The sequence below is a fragment of the Dyadobacter sp. HNCC25DJ186 genome (assembly GCF_056895235.1).
In genome coordinates, this window is sequence record NZ_JBXHAS010000008.1 from 51058 (window position 1) to 65966 (window position 14909).

A 14909-nucleotide genomic window follows, 5' to 3' on the forward strand; every position below is an offset into this window, starting at 1 on the left:
CCCAACTAAAAGAAGGGGATTTTTTTGAATTGCTGTACCTTATTTAACTTCTTCGAAGTTTACATCAGTAACATCTTCTGCATTGGCACCTTCGCTGGCTCCATTACCTTGTGGATTTCCAGGAGCACCTTGCTGGCCTTCACCTCCCTGAGCATACATCTCCTGAGATGCAGCCTGCCATGCAGCATTTAATTTTTCCATCGCAGTATCAATACCAGTCAAATCCTGACTAGAATGTGCAGTACGCAGTTCAGCAAGTGCACCTTCAATAGCGGTTTTGTTCGGCTCAGATAACTTGTCTCCAAATTCTTTCAACTGTTTGTCAGTTGAGAAAATCAGACTGTCTGCTCCGTTTATTTTTTCAATTTTTTCGCGTTCTGCTTTATCAGAAGCTTCGTTAGCTTTTGCTTCTTCACGCATACGGTTGATTTCCGCATCCGTTAATCCGCTTGAAGCTTCAATACGAATTTTCTGTTCCTTTCCAGTTCCTTTATCTTTCGCAGAAACGTGAAGGATACCATTCGCATCCACATCGAAAGTAACCTCAATTTGAGGAGTACCACGTTGTGCCGGCGGAATATCAGATAGGTGGAAACGACCCAATGTACGGTTTTGATTCGCCAAAGGACGCTCTCCCTGCAAGATGTGGATCTCAACAGAAGGCTGGTTATCAGCAGCCGTTGAGAACACTTCCGTTTTCTTCGATGGAATTGTTGTGTTCGCTTCGATCAGTTTCGTAGAAACACCACCCAAAGTTTCGATACCAAGTGACAAAGGAATTACGTCTAACAAAAGAACGTCTTTCACTTCACCTGTTAAAACACCACCTTGAATTGCAGCACCAACAGCAACCGCTTCATCCGGGTTAACACCTTTCGAAGGTTTTCTTCCAAAGAATTTCTCAACTTCTTCCTGAACACGAGGAATACGGGTTGATCCACCGACAAGAATTACTTCGCTGATATCGCTGTTTGAATAACCTGCATTTTTCATCGCTCTCTTGCAAGGTTCCATCATCCGTTGGAACAAGCTGTCTGCCAATTGTTCAAATTTGGCACGAGTCAATGAACGAACAAGGTGTTTCGGAATACCATCTACCGGGAAAATGTATGGTAAATTGATCTCCGTTTGCGTAGAGCTTGAAAGCTCAACTTTTGCTTTTTCAGCAGCTTCTTTCAAACGTTGCAAAGCCATAGGATCTTTTGTAAGATCTACACCCTCGTCGGTTTTGAATTCAGCAGCAAGCCAGTTGATGATCACCTGGTCGAAGTCATCACCACCAAGGTGGGTATCACCGTCTGTTGATTTTACTTCGAAAACTCCGTCTCCAAGTTCAAGTACCGATACGTCGAACGTACCGCCACCTAAATCGAAAACTGCAATTTTCATATCGATATGTTGCTTGTCAAGACCGTAGGCCAGGGCAGCAGCAGTTGGTTCGTTAATGATACGTTTAACATCCAAACCAGCAATTTGACCTGCTTCTTTGGTTGCCTGACGTTCAGCATCATTGAAATAAGCAGGAACAGTGATTACTGCCTCTGTTACTTCTACCCCTAAATAATCCTCAGCGGTTTGTTTCATTTTTTGCAAAATGAATGCCGAAACTTCTTGTGGAGTATATAAACGGTCTCCGATTGGAATACGCGGCGTGTTGTTTGGGCCTTTTTCAACACTGTATGCGATTGTTTTCATTTCACTGGAAACCTCGTCATACTTTTTACCCATGAAACGCTTGATAGAACTAATCGTATGCTTGGGATTGGTGATTGCCTGACGTTTGGCAGGCGCACCTACTTTACGTTCGCCATTATCCATAAACGCAACCACAGAAGGAGTCGTACGAGCACCTTCGCTATTTGCGATTACGACAGGCTCATTACCTTCCATGACAGCTACACAGGAGTTCGTAGTTCCTAAGTCTATGCCAATTATTTTTCCCATTGTTATATATTAAAAGTTAAAATTATTTGATTCTTAATTCGTGACGAAGATTCTTTTCAGATTTTCTGTCGTACTGCTTAATCCTTAAAAACCCCGTACCAGCGAATAAATTACATCAAGTGCCGTGACAAACTGTCAGTTTTGACATGATACCTTCGAAAGTCCGTTTACTTGCTCTGGGATGAGTTTTACTAGACTGAAACGAAAACTATCAAGTTTTTTTACAAATGTGCGGTGTAAAATAATACGCTGGATAAATATTGGAAATTAATTGTTAATGGTTTGATTAACAGGTTTTAATAAATATTTAATCAGTCATTTTTGACAAATTTATAATTTAATGCTGACGTATTACTGCATTGCAATATCACCTGTAAAGCTGCATCTATCACAACCAGCTAAAATGAGATATACCTGTCTGTTATTGGTTGCCATCAGAAAATAGTGACTGCATAAATAGCAGTCAATTTCCAGTAATTTGTGCCCGACATGCCATTTATGTCAGCAAGCTGTAATCCTTAGTAAGTGGCTTTCATGTAAAAATAAAATCCTGGCCCTCGCGGAATTTCCGGGATGACCAGGTTTTTTTTGATCTTTTTGAGACTTATTTTAGAAGGTGTCTTACTGCTTTACGAACCGACCGATATGGTTCACGCCGTCATTTGTTCTAATTTTTATCAGATATATTCCTGTGTCCAGATTTCCAACCGGAATCGTAAGTGCAGAAGTCGCGGATAGTTTTTGGGGCTTTTTCACAACCCTTCCGTTGATATCCATAATCTCATATTCACCGGAGTCGACGGACTGATCGAGCGAAATATTTAACACATCGGCCACTGGATTAGGCCATAATTTATTGATCTGAAAATTACCCATATCGACTGAAACAATACGAGAAAAGGTTGTTGTCCGATCAAAGTCAACCTGTTTCAGACGGTAATAGTTAAGTGTTGGAAATGGCTGCTCGTCAACTGTTTTGTACTCCTGAAGTACCTTTGTTGTCGCCGCTCCCTTCAATGTCGCCAGTAAAGACCAATTCTTTGCGTCAGCTGATTTTTCGACTTCGAAATAGTCATTGTTGACTTCTGCGGTAGTTTCCCATGACACGATTATTTTATTTTCAGCACGTTTAGCATCAAATGAACGCAATGTAACCGGTAATGGCCCGTCGGCGAACACTGCTCTGAATTCCAACGCACTCGATGTGGAAGTTACTTTAATCTCAGACGTTGTCGCGTAACTGACACCCGATTTTTCCCATCTTTGAAAGTGATTTCCATCTTTTGAAATCGCCGTTAAGGTTATCTCATTGTTTTGAAAATAGGTTCCTGTCCATGGATACGGTAATGCGGATAATCCGTCGGTAGTGGGTAAAATGTTCATCTTATTAACCTTCACATAACCCCGGTCAGGATCGCTCACTTGAATGGTAAGCGCAAAATTGGTGTAGGAAGAACCTAAACTAGCACGGATATGATTCTGGAAATTTGACCCTCTGTCATTTAAAAATGTTGCCATTTCGTTAATGCTTTGATTCCAGAAAGCCCTGTTCACAGGTGATTTCCATCTCGCCAGATGCTCGTCGATCAAAGGTTCATATAACGCCTTGGTTGCGTTTAGTAAAGTAACAGAACGTGATGGCAGAAAGGTGGAATTCAATAGGTCAGCTACGCGATTAATAAAGTAGGTTTTATATTCTGCGTTATCCAGAAGCTTATTAAGTATAGCTGATGGTGCGCCGCCTGTTCTTGCATTTGGAATTGAGTTTGCATTTGCTCCAACATTTAATCCAAGGGCAATATCCGTATCATATAACATCCATCTCCACCGTCCGTCTGACCCATAAGGTACGTTAGCGTCAGGATTGTAATTTACTTTATTTCTCCAAAGCCTGGTGTTTTTATGCGGCCAGTCCGTATTGGCACTGAAAATCTCTGCAATCTGATAATCAGTAAAGTTTTCCAGATCGATCATCGTTTTAATCGCAGCATAATTAACGGGAGTTGTAAGAGAATTTGCGTTGACAAAAGCCATTAACTCATTATACTTCACGGCATCACCTTCCTCTACTTCGATCCCTTCCACGTCAATCAGGTCCACATTGTCACGATTCACGCCATATTTTTTCTCTAAATAATATTTGTCATAACGCTCCGTAATGTTTTGAATTCCCCAATATTCTGAATTTAAAAAAACAACAGCTGGCCGGGATAACTGGGTATCAAACGACAGATTTCCAACTAATTTCTGAAAATAGGAATCGCGGAAAAGCGTGGAACTATTGTCATTACCCGAATTTCTTAATAATAACCGCTTAGGAAACCGGGTTGGAGCTTCCGGAAAAACAGCGAAATTAAACTCTGTGCTGCTGTAAAGACGAAGTGTCTTCTGGGGAACGGACCGTGAGCAGCCCCCATGGATACGAAATGCAGATTCCTGAGAGAGTATGAGGCTATTGTTATTGAAAAATTCTATTGTGGCGGGCCTTTCCCACAGATCACCACTATTGCTAAAATTTCCAATGGAGCAAAATCCGGCAGGTAACCCTGGATTATCTCTACGGAATTGATCAAAGGTTATCCCTGGCGTATAAATTCCGCTGTCATAGTCAAAAAAGGAAGTTTCAGGGGCCGTCACAGCGACAACCGGGACGGAATATTTTGTAATGCCTGACGGGTTAACGAAAAATGTTCTCGTTACTGTTTCGCTGGGTGTAAATCCGTCTTTAAAGACTTTGGCGCGTACAACCGTTCCTTTATAGATTTTTTCAGTGGGTAAGTAACCTGGGTCATACGTAATGGACGAGGTTTTCCGGGAAATTTTATTATTCGCTGAGGTTCTGTCGTCAATCCGGATTGTGCCTGCGTATAAATTTGTTCTATAGCTTTCAAGGGACCAACCTTCTCCAACCCCACCTACATCGGGATGTGTGCCGTCGTCATTGTACTTATTTTTATATTTAAAGTCTCTGGTTGTATTATCATCCTGAGGATCAGATCCATCCAATGTGTAACGAATTCTTACGCCAGGTTCGGGATGGGTAATGGCAAGATCAAAAGCAGCATTTTTAAACCCGGCTGTTTGTGAAAAAACAGGTAAGGCAAGTTTAGGCAGTACCGTTGCAGCACTATTATTTGAAGTGGCAGGGGTTGTTAATGAGAAAAAAACAAACGTTCCTGAACCATCTGGTTTTCTGCCGTATGACACGTCATCTGTCTGAGGACCAAAAATTACCTGATCTATCAGTTCTTGTTGAGGTGACGAAATCAGAACAGCTTCGCCGGAAGCGGAAAGCGCAAAATTGGTATGTAATACACCCCGGGCGATACTGTTGCTGGCCCAGATGATAATAAATCCTCCCGCCGGAATTTTGGGAGAGCCGGCACCACCAGCAATCTGAAATTTAGTTGGATTCGTAGCGTTGTCCGAAAGGTAATATCCGGCCAAGTCAATTTCGTAACTGTTGGGATTGTAAATTTCAAACCAGTCTTCCTTTGCACCCGTATTATCAGTTATTCCGTTTTTGTTTGAAGCTAAAATCTCATTAATGAAGAGTATCTCCTTTCCTTCTGCCAGATTTGGAAATATGGATATAAAAAAGAGTGAAACTACGAAAGCTAGAAATTTACCCATAGTAAAATTGCTGTTTTAGATAAAAAAAATTCTATCAAAGCTAATTAACAATTTCTTAACACAGGTAAATTTCCAGGCCTTTTTATTTTACGTATAATAAAGCTTTCAAATGTAGTTTTTCGATATTTCTGAATCCGGATTTTCTCGTTCAATATCAGATGATTCTGCCCATGAAAGGATCACTTTGACTTTCTTTTCCCGTCTCAACGTGTCCGGCAAAGCGCTTCTCGTACGACTTATTTCCCGAAATTTTCACACTGAAATCATACCAGTTAAAGCTTTTTTCAAGATTAAGGATAACGACAGCAGGCGACGCTTTTTGACTGACAGCATCCAATACCTTCACCTGTTTTCCAGTTTTGTATGCGTTATCAATGATTTCAGCAGTTATTTTTTTGGAATCGAGGTTTTTGAAATGCAATTCAATATTTCCGGTTGGTTTTTTATTTTTATCCAAATGGTATTCGGCCGTTATCTCAATAAGCGGATCATTAACGTCACCAGTGAATTCCCTTAAAAAGCCATTAGGTCCGTAAGCACGTATATGATAATGCTGATTTTCAAAATTATCTAACTTGTAAGAATCTATTAATGTGTCACCACTTTTGACAGCATAATTCCATACTTTGACATGCTGGTCCAGATACTTGCCCGGAGCGTATACGGCGAATGGTGCACCAACTGATTTATTGCGGAAAATTTCGTTTCCCGATTTTAGAGATAATTCTATGGATTTCTTGTCTGTACTCAGTTTAGTGTCCGCATAAAGCTGGTAGGGAAGAGGGCAGGCTGGCCGAATTCCTTTTTCTTGCTGAGGCATGAACGGTGAACTGGCAGGATCCTGATTTATCTCCGCAACTTCGTCTGGTGTCAGTGATTTAAATCCATTTGGTAATGCCTTGAATTTTGCTTTGTGGATGCCTTCCACAAATTCATCACGCTGCACAAATTCAGGTAAAGCGACTTTTTCGCCATTGTAGGGTTTGAAAGTCGACGTCAGATCGCCACAGATTGTTCTTCTCCATTCGCTGATATTTGTTTCCTTAATTTGTTTACCGGATTTATGGTTAACAAATTTTTCAAGAAACTGGATGATCGAGGTATGGTCGAAAATTTGTGAACAAACATTTCCACCCCGGTTCCAGGGCGAAGCAACGACAAGCGGAACTCTGTAACCCAGACCAATTGGACTTTCACGGGATTCCTTTTCCGCTTTTTTCTTCATATCCTGTTCCAAAGTCACGTATTCAACTTTGGAATCAATTCCTTCGGAAGTTAACCCCGTATCTTCTTTATAAGGATTAGGCACTACGTATGGAGGAATGTGGTCGAAGTATCCGTCGTTTTCATCATAACATAAAATAAATATTGTCTTTTTCCAGACTTCCGGATCCTTTGTCAGAATGTCCATTACTTCGGATACGTACCAGGCCCCATACCAGGGTGAAGTTGGGTGATCGGAAAAGTTTTCAGGTGCTACCAACCAGGAAACTGTCGGTAATTTCCCTGTTTTTACATCATCCCGGAACTGATGTAAAACGTCACCCTTAGGAAGTTTTGCTTCCCTTTCTGTATCTCCGTCGGTATATTTAAATGTTGTTACTTCGTGGTAATCTGCATCATTTATATTGGTTGTAAAAGCCTTCTGGTGCAGATTTTTTTCACGCTGCGATAACTTCGCGTAATTTTCGGGATTCCATTCTGCCTGCTCTTTTTTTACAATTTCCAGCAAAGCAATTTTCTCCTTCAAAGATTTTTGCGCCGTTTCAATTTCCTTACCTGTTGCTGGTAAAGTTTTAATCTTAACTTCGAGCTCCGCAATTGCTTTCGGAAGTTTCTCCGATTGAGCTTTGATATGTTTTTGAAAACCAGTCGAATACCTGACGTGGTATTGCGAAAACCATTCAATAGGATTGTCGGTAAAATTCGCCAGCCAGGATTCTTCCTCTCCTTCAAATCCCATAGGAAGGCTTATCTCATTTTGATATATTCTCCACGAAACGCCGTGATCTTCCAGCCTTTCAGGAAATGTTGTCCAATTCGCTTGCTTATCATAGTCCACATTCTCATTCCGCACATTTGCATATGATTCCGGGTCAGCTTTTTCGCGGACCGTACCTGTCCATAAGTAAAGTCGGTTTGGCGTTGTTCCTGTTAATGAGGAGCAAAAATTTTGATCACAAACAGTAAAGGCGTCGGCAAGGGCGTAATAAAACGGAATATCTTCACGGTTGTAAAAACCTTGTGTCAAGGGCATTTTCCTGTAATCTTTATGCCCGGCCTGTTTAGCGATCAGCCATTTGTCATATTTTCCATCATTTCGTGCGTCCACCTGATTTGGCCAGGAATGTGGGAGAGAACCCATCCAGGTCGCATTGGAATCTTTCATATTCAACCGGAAGGGCGTATATGTCTCTCCCGCTGAATTTGTTTGCAACCAAACAAGATTTTTGTTGGGTAATGTGATCGCCCGTGGGTCATTAAATCCTCTTACGCCACGAAGAGATCCGTAGCAATGATCGAAAGAACGGTTTTCTTGCATCAGGATCACTACGTGCTCAGCATCCAGGTATGTACTTCCAGCTTGCGGATCAATGGCTAAGGCCCGTTGAATAGAAGGGGGAAGCACACTGAAAAGGCCAGCTCCGCCGGAAAGCATAGCAGCCTTTTTTAAAAAATCTCTTCTTGAATCCATGGTAAAATTTATGGGTTTGGGAGTCCTTTCAGTGTTACCTGAAATTTTTGCAAAAGTACTATCGTTTCTAAATACTGCGCTGTTAAATAACAGTTATCTTTCTGATGTCTGATTGCTGAACAGTTCTGTCAAGAAAAAAGCAGCAAACCGAAAATTTCTTCCGATTTGCTGCTATAAAAATATATAATTTTTTTACTATTTGCCAAAAAGGCCTCCCAGTAATCCGCCAAGATCAAGACCTTCTTTCTGCTGTCCTGTCTGGGGAGCGGCATTGTTATTTCCGCCACCGAAAAAGCTTCCTCCGATGTTCATGATGTCATTCATATCAAGTTTTCCGTCTGCCATCGCATAACCGATCTGGTTAAAGTCAAAACCTGAGCTAGCCGCCGCAGTTCCAGAAGCAGCGGCACCGCCTCCGCCAAGTAAGCCGCCCAGCACCCCGTTAAAATCAAGGCTGTTGTCACCCGGATTGCTGACTTTGCTGATCAGACCGCCTATAACGCCAGGAAGGACAGAAGCAACAAGTCCGCCTGCTGCACCGTTACTTAAGCCAAATTTTTGAGTGATTGCAGAGATAGCATTTCCTGCGATGGAGGCCACGATAGGATTGTTCATTAAACCTCCGCCAGTATCCTTACCCGAAAGCAAGCCCATAACGCCCTGCACGTTTCCTGCTTGTGCTTGTTGCTGCAGCCCGCCTGTGATTGAACCCAGCAATGTCTGCATTACTTCTGTATTCTGGCTATTGGGAATTTCAGGGTTTTGTATGATGGCCTGTTGAGAGTTATCCTGAATAAGGCCCATAAGTTGGTCGAGCATGATTGGTATGTTTAGTTGTGTATATCTTTGACTAAAATTTAGCTAAAAGTAACGATACCCCTAAACATAAAAAAACCCGCCGAAGCGGGTTGCTGTTTTATTTAACCTGATCAACGATTGCTTTAAATGCATCCGGGTGGTTCATTGCCAAATCGGCAAGTACTTTACGGTTTAATTCAATGCCTTTCGCATTAATCTTGCCCATAAGAGCAGAATATGATAATCCGTGTAAACGTGCTCCAGCGTTGATACGTTGGATCCACAATGCGCGGAAGTTACGTTTCTTTTGTTTACGACCTTTGTAGGCGTACTGCAATCCACGCTCAACGGCGTTTTTTGCTACGGTCCATACATTTTTACGACGGCCGAAATAGCCTTTCGCTAATTTTAACACTTTTTTACGTCTTGCGCGTGACGCAACATGGTTTACCGAACGTGGCATAATATTAACTGTTTTTGATTGACGGCGCCCATTTTGGGACTTTAAGGCCGGCTATCGGGTTGAACAAAAAACCGAAATGGTATTTGGTAATTTTATTGGCTTTCGGAATTACTTCCCAAGCAAGGCCAATACTTGTTTGTGGTTAGACACATCAATAAGACCCGTTTTAACCAATCCACGCTTACGCTTGTTTGATTTTTTGGTCAGGATGTGGCTGTGAAACGCGTGTTTACGTTTGATTTTACCAGTACCAGTAAGCGAAAAACGCTTTTTAGCACCAGAATTTGTTTTCATTTTACCCATGGTACAAAAAAATAATAGTTGAAAAAATATAAAACAGCGCGCAAAATTAGTCATTTTCTTCGTAAAACAAAAATCGTGTCAAAGACAAATGTCAATGACACGATTTTTATTCCTTGATAAAGAAAATATATAAAAAAATAGGCCCGGCTTTTGCTGCGTTCTTTTAGCTATTGCCAATCGCCAAAAGCCAACAGCTAATAAAAATTATTTTTTCGGAGGTAATGGAGCAAGGATGATCGTCATTCTTTTTCCTTCCAGTTTCGGTTCCATCTCAACCTTACCATATTCTGTAAGGGCCTCAGAGAATTTGTTCAATAGATTAACTCCCCTTTCCTTGAAAACGATCGTACGACCAACGAAGTGAACGTATGCTTTTACTTTCGAACCTTCTTTTAGGAAATTGATAGCATGTTTAAGCTTAAAGTCAAAATCATGATCATCGGTATTAGGGCCGAAACGAATCTCCTTAATAACAACTTTCATTGCTTTTGCCTTGATCTCTTTCTGTTTCTTTTTCTGCTCGTATTTGAATTTTGAGTAATCAACTACTTTACACACAGGCGGCACTGCCGTTGGTGCGATTTCAACCAGGTCAAGATTCTGTGTTTTTGCGATTGCTCTCGCGGTATTTATATCTACAACGCCAGCTTCGATGTTCTCGCCAACAAGGCGAACTTCCTTAGCTGTGATACGTTCATTGATTTTATAAGGTTCTTCGACAACTCTGAAACGTCCACTTGGGGGTCTTAATGCCATATTACTTGGTTTGGTGATTTTTATTTTTTAGTTGGAAATCAGAAATTTAACAATGCTGATACAAAAATAGTGCGTTATTGTGGGAATAATAACAAAAATTACAAAATCATCCAATTATTTTTGCTTCTTTTTGAAAATAGCTGGCAAATTCTTCAATCGCCATACTTCCCAAATCACCTTCTCCTTTTCTGCGGACTGATAAAGTGCCTTCTGCGGATTCTTTTTCTCCAACAATCAGCATGAAAGGAACTTTGGTAACCTCTGCATCACGGATCTTACGACCAATTTTTTCATCACGGTGATCAATGAAACCACGGATATCATGTTCCTGCAATTGTAAAAATACCTGTTCCGCATATTCCGCATACTTTTCTGAAATTGGCAGAATCGCAATTTGGTCAGGCGATAACCATAGCGGAAATTGTCCGGCTGAGTTTTCGATGAGAATGGCAATGAAACGTTCCATAGAACCAAAAGGCGCGCGGTGGATCATCACCGGTCTGTGCTTCTGATTATCAGAACCGGTATATTCCAGTTCAAAACGCTGCGGAAGCTGATAATCAACCTGTATTGTTCCCAACTGCCATTTTCTTCCCAAAGCGTCGCGTACCATGAAATCCAGTTTTGGGCCGTAAAATGCTGCTTCGCCAAGTTCGGTAACAGTGCTCAATCCACGTTCAGCCGAAGCTTCGATGATCGCGCTCTCTGCACGTTCCCAATCTTCGTCTCTTCCGATATATTTTTGCTTGTCGTTAGGGTCACGCAAAGAAATCTGAGCACTGTAATCTTCAAAACCTAAGGATTTGAAAACATACAGTACCAGGTCGATCACGCGGATAAATTCCTCTTTCACCTGATCAGGACGACAGAAAATATGCGCATCATCCTGCGTAAAACCACGTACACGAGTCAATCCGTGTAATTCTCCACTTTGTTCGTAACGATAAACAGTTCCGAATTCGGAGAAGCGTAAAGGAAGATCTTTGTAAGAACGCGGCGAAGTTTTATATATCTCGCAGTGATGCGGACAGTTCATCGGCTTCAACAAATACTCTTCTCCCGGATTGGGTGTTTTAATAGGCTGGAAGGAATCCTTTCCGTATTTATCCCAGTGACCGGAAGTAACATATAAATCCTTGCTACCGATATGCGGCGTAACAACCGGCAAATATCCTGCGCGGGACTGCGCTTTGCTCAAAAATGCCTGCAAGCGTTCACGGAGCATAGCACCTTTCGGAAGCCACAACGGTAAACCCTGACCCACTTTTTCTGAAAAAGCGAACAATTCCAGTTCTTTTCCAAGTTTACGGTGATCGCGTTTTTTTGCTTCTTCCATTAATGTTACATACTCTTCCAGTTCTTTCTGTTTCGGAAAAGTAATCCCGTAAATACGGGTCAACATTTTATTTTCCTGCTTGTTACGCCAGTATGCGCCAGCAATATTTGTCAGCTTGATAGCTTTGATAATACCAGTATTGGGAATATGCGGTCCGCGGCAGAGGTCAGTAAATGCGCCTTGCTCGTAAAGCGTAATCGATCCGTCTTCCAAACCGTCAATCAGTTCGAGTTTATACTCATCACCTTTTTTGGTAAAGAAATCGATCGCGTCCTGCTTGCTGATCGGGATACGTTTGAATTCACTTTTCTGACGCGCCAGTTCAAGCATTTTAGCCTCAATCTTTGGAAAGTCATCGGATGAAATCGTATTTTCTCCTAAATCAACGTCGTAATAAAATCCTCTTTCGATCGAAGGACCCGTACCTAATTTAACGCCAGGGTATAATGCTTCCAATGCCTCCGCCAACAAGTGGGCAGAAGAATGCCAGAATGTCGATTTCCCATCTTCATCATTCCAGGTGAGCAACACGACAAGTGAATCTTTTTCAATAGCGCGCGTTGGATCCCACACTTCGCCATTTACTTTGGCCGCGATAACATTACGTGCCAGACCTTCACTGATACTCAACGCGATACCATGGGCAGTGATGCCTTTTTCGTATTCGCGCCCGCTACCATCGGGCAGGGTTATTTTAATTAGAGACTCGTCTTTCATTCAAAAAAATAATTCTATTACTTTTAATTCTTACAAATCTATTGAATTTTAGCATTGCGAGAAGAATCAATTCTCATATTTATGGTTCCCCGTGGTTTAATCATATCAATTTTAACGCGCGTTGTATCAAGTGTTTTATAATCTGACTCGATATTTTCATCCGCATAAAACGACGGATACATCCGTCCATTTTCTCTTTGCCGTATACGCCACAGACCGTAAATCGACATTTGATCTGCCGGGTTTATCTCGGTTTCATAGGTAAAATATTCCTTCGCTTTGATATCATTCCCCAATTTTTCATAACAAAACGCAATCAAGTAGTTAATTTGGGGATGTTTAGGATTAACTTTCTGTAATTGTTGAAAAGCCAGTAAAGCACTGTAATATCCCCGCTGTTTTATCTCAAGAGCACCGATCTGAAAAAAAGCATCAGCAAGTTTAGGATTAAGTGCTGTTGCTTTCCGGTAATTGACGATGGCAGTATCAAGTACCGCCAGGTTTTTATAAATTTCTCCCCGTTGAAAATAAAGCTCCGCATTATTTGGAAAACGTTTTATTCCACGGTTGTTGAAGGCAAGCGCATTACCATAATCTTTCAGCTTCAAATGAATCATAGTGCTTTGCTGATAAGCCCTGACAAGCCGTGGATTCATTGTGATTGCGCTGTTAAGATTTGCTAAGCTAGCTAATGAATCACCTTGTCTGGCGAGTAACATGCCTTTTACATAATATGCAGAGCCATCGTAAGGAGCCATTTTCATAGCCTGGTTCAAATAAGCTCCGGCCTCACGAAAGCGGTTTTTTACCTGAAAAATATCTGCCATCAATACATACAAATCAGGTGTGTTCTGCTGCAATGCTTCTGCGCGCTCAGCATCTTCCAATGCATTGTCGATTGCTCCTAATTCACGATTTATTTTTCCTCGCAAAAGAAAATATTCCGCAACATTATCCTTCTCATTAATCGCTTCGTTGATGTCCGCCATCGCCTCGGTATATTGCTCGCGGTCAAAATAGATCCTGGACCTTTTAAAATAATTCAAATCGACGTCGATATTTCGGTAGATCAGATCGGAAAGTGAATTCACTGCGTCAATTTGCCATTGCGCTTTCGATTTTTTGATAGTAGGGGGTATGCGGGTCGCATTCCTGGCATCACTTTGACATGATTGTAACATGCCGCTAAATGTGAATAAAGCGAAAATTAACAATATGCTTAATGAAAAGTGACTTTTTCTCATGCAAAAATAGCCTCCATCAATAGGGGAACACAAACAGTCAAAAAATAATTTATATGCAAAACCGCGGAACGTTTATTTTAATTTTTTTGATCAGAAAATCGTGAGAAAACGCCAAGTGGCAACTTTTTTCCAAATGAATCAGGTATAAATAGTTCGCCGAACTCGTGGTTTATCTGATCGCCAAAATGTGCCTTGATAAGGTTTTCAAGAATAAGCGCTGAAAAACCAAGTGAATATAAATTAATGATAAAAAAGAAGTTTTCTTTCTTCAATAATAAAGCACAAAGCCTCAAAATCTCGTTCAGGTTCTCTTCTAAAAGCCATTTTTCGCCATCAGGGCCGCGGCCATACGCGGGCGGATCCAGAATAATTCCGTTGTACTGGTTCCCACGACGAACTTCACGGTTTACAAATTTCAAGGCATCTTCCACAACCCAGCGAATATTATCCAATCCGCTCAGTTCCATATTTTCCCTCGACCAATTAATAACCTGTTTCACTGAATCCACGTGTGTAACATCCGCGCCGGAAGCTTTTGCAGCGAGAGAAGCGAGGCCCGTGTAGGCAAATAAATTTAAAACGTTGGGTTTGTCCTCTGGAATTTGTTTTACCTTTTTTGCAATATAATCCCAGTTCGTCGCCTGTTCCGGAAAAACACCAACATGTTTAAAAGAAGATAACGCCAGCTTAGCCCGAAGATGCAGAGAGCCGGAACGATACTGCATCACCCAGCGTTCAGGCATATCGTCTTTCACGACCCACTGTCCTTTTTCCTGAGAATTCTTATCACGCTTGAAAACAGAATTCGATTTGTCAGCCCATTCTTTTTCGGTCATGGATTTGTCCCAGATCGCCTGAGGCTCAGGACGGGAAAGAATATATGGCCCAAAACGTTCCAGTTTTTCGAATCCGCCGCTATCAATTAATTGATATTCTGTATGTTGTTCTGGTGAAAGAAGTATCACTTATTTAAGGATTAATTATTAATGGTTAATTGTTAATGGCTTTGATTTCGACTCT

The 14909-nt window shown here is 41.4% G+C and carries 10 protein-coding genes; all 10 read right to left on the bottom strand.

What is annotated here, in order from left to right; all coding sequences use genetic code 11:
* Positions 1-39: 39 nt before the first annotated feature.
* The 10 genes from dnaK to AC1XUO_RS21445 all read right to left on the bottom strand — a co-directional run bounded on the left by dnaK (position 40) and on the right by AC1XUO_RS21445 (position 14854).
* Positions 40-1944, bottom strand: a complete 1905-nt coding sequence (gene dnaK / locus AC1XUO_RS21400) for a molecular chaperone DnaK (protein ID WP_483331816.1) — start codon at positions 1942-1944, stop codon at positions 40-42.
* Between the two features lie 621 nt (positions 1945-2565).
* Positions 2566-5577 carry a CotH kinase family protein gene (locus AC1XUO_RS21405; RefSeq protein ID WP_483331817.1) on the bottom strand — a complete coding sequence of 1004 codons (3012 nt, stop codon included), beginning with the start codon at positions 5575-5577 and terminating at the stop codon, positions 2566-2568.
* A 154-nt stretch (positions 5578-5731) separates the two neighbouring features.
* Entirely contained in the window at positions 5732-8272 is a 2541-nt protein-coding gene (locus AC1XUO_RS21410; protein ID WP_483331818.1) for a phosphocholine-specific phospholipase C, read from the bottom strand.
* A 195-nt stretch (positions 8273-8467) separates the two neighbouring features.
* Positions 8468-9091: a hypothetical protein gene (locus tag AC1XUO_RS21415; RefSeq protein WP_483331819.1), complete on the bottom strand. Its 624-nt coding sequence runs from the start codon at positions 9089-9091 to the stop codon at positions 8468-8470.
* A gap of 97 nt (positions 9092-9188) precedes the next feature.
* A complete protein-coding gene (gene rplT / locus AC1XUO_RS21420; RefSeq protein WP_483331820.1) occupies positions 9189-9533 on the bottom strand; it encodes a 50S ribosomal protein L20 in 345 nt (114 codons plus the stop codon).
* A 108-nt stretch (positions 9534-9641) separates the two neighbouring features.
* Positions 9642-9836, bottom strand: a complete 195-nt coding sequence (gene rpmI, locus AC1XUO_RS21425) for a 50S ribosomal protein L35 (protein ID WP_483331821.1) — start codon at positions 9834-9836, stop codon at positions 9642-9644.
* 204 nt (positions 9837-10040) lie between these two features.
* Entirely contained in the window at positions 10041-10592 is a 552-nt protein-coding gene (gene infC / locus AC1XUO_RS21430) for a translation initiation factor IF-3 (protein ID WP_235149717.1), read from the bottom strand.
* A 106-nt stretch (positions 10593-10698) separates the two neighbouring features.
* Positions 10699-12645 (bottom strand): threonine--tRNA ligase, encoded by a 1947-nt coding sequence (gene thrS, locus AC1XUO_RS21435; protein WP_483331822.1) that lies wholly within the window; start codon positions 12643-12645, stop codon positions 10699-10701.
* 38 nt (positions 12646-12683) lie between these two features.
* Entirely contained in the window at positions 12684-13826 is a 1143-nt protein-coding gene (locus tag AC1XUO_RS21440) for a tetratricopeptide repeat protein (protein ID WP_483331823.1), read from the bottom strand.
* A 140-nt stretch (positions 13827-13966) separates the two neighbouring features.
* Positions 13967-14854, bottom strand: a complete 888-nt coding sequence (locus AC1XUO_RS21445; protein ID WP_483331824.1) for a class I SAM-dependent methyltransferase — start codon at positions 14852-14854, stop codon at positions 13967-13969.
* Positions 14855-14909: the final 55 nt, after the last annotated feature.

Bases quoted from the DNA above. Each gene is read 5' to 3' on its own strand.
- infC (WP_235149717.1), bottom strand. From the start codon at position 10,592: ATGGCATTAAGACCCCCAAGTGGACGTTTCAGAGTTGTCGAAGAACCT.
- AC1XUO_RS21440 (WP_483331823.1), bottom strand. From the start codon at position 13,826: ATGTTACAATCATGTCAAAGTGATGCCAGGAATGCGACCCGCATACCC.
- dnaK (WP_483331816.1), bottom strand. From the start codon at position 1,944: ATGGGAAAAATAATTGGCATAGACTTAGGAACTACGAACTCCTGTGTA.
- AC1XUO_RS21410 (WP_483331818.1), bottom strand. From the start codon at position 8,272: ATGGATTCAAGAAGAGATTTTTTAAAAAAGGCTGCTATGCTTTCCGGC.
- rpmI (WP_483331821.1), bottom strand. From the start codon at position 9,836: ATGGGTAAAATGAAAACAAATTCTGGTGCTAAAAAGCGTTTTTCGCTT.
- rplT (WP_483331820.1), bottom strand. From the start codon at position 9,533: ATGCCACGTTCGGTAAACCATGTTGCGTCACGCGCAAGACGTAAAAAA.
- AC1XUO_RS21415 (WP_483331819.1), bottom strand. From the start codon at position 9,091: ATGCTCGACCAACTTATGGGCCTTATTCAGGATAACTCTCAACAGGCC.
- thrS (WP_483331822.1), bottom strand. From the start codon at position 12,645: ATGAAAGACGAGTCTCTAATTAAAATAACCCTGCCCGATGGTAGCGGG.
- AC1XUO_RS21405 (WP_483331817.1), bottom strand. From the start codon at position 5,577: ATGGGTAAATTTCTAGCTTTCGTAGTTTCACTCTTTTTTATATCCATA.